The 209-nt window shown below is 40.7% G+C and carries 1 protein-coding gene; it reads left to right on the forward strand.

Annotated elements, in window-relative coordinates:
• The coding region (locus V6256_RS16215) for an ATP-binding cassette domain-containing protein (protein ID WP_341599207.1) at positions 1 to 209 on the forward strand (209 nt) is incomplete at both ends.

Consider the following 209-nt stretch of genomic DNA (forward strand, 5'->3'; position numbering starts at 1 on the left):
CAGTATCGATGTATCTTCTGTTGGCGTCACTTATAACAATGGTTTGCAGGCCATTACAAACGTTATCTTTTCGTTAGCTGCTTGCACCATCTGTGGGCTGGTGGGCATTAATGGTGGCGGAAAATCTACTTTATTTATATGTTTAATGGGGTTAATTAAATTAAGCGAGGGAGAAATAAGTATTTCTGGTTTCCCGGTAAACCAAGCGC

Source organism: Psychromonas aquatilis (assembly GCF_038155185.1).
Classification (GTDB): Bacteria; Pseudomonadota; Gammaproteobacteria; order Enterobacterales; family Psychromonadaceae; genus Psychromonas; species Psychromonas aquatilis.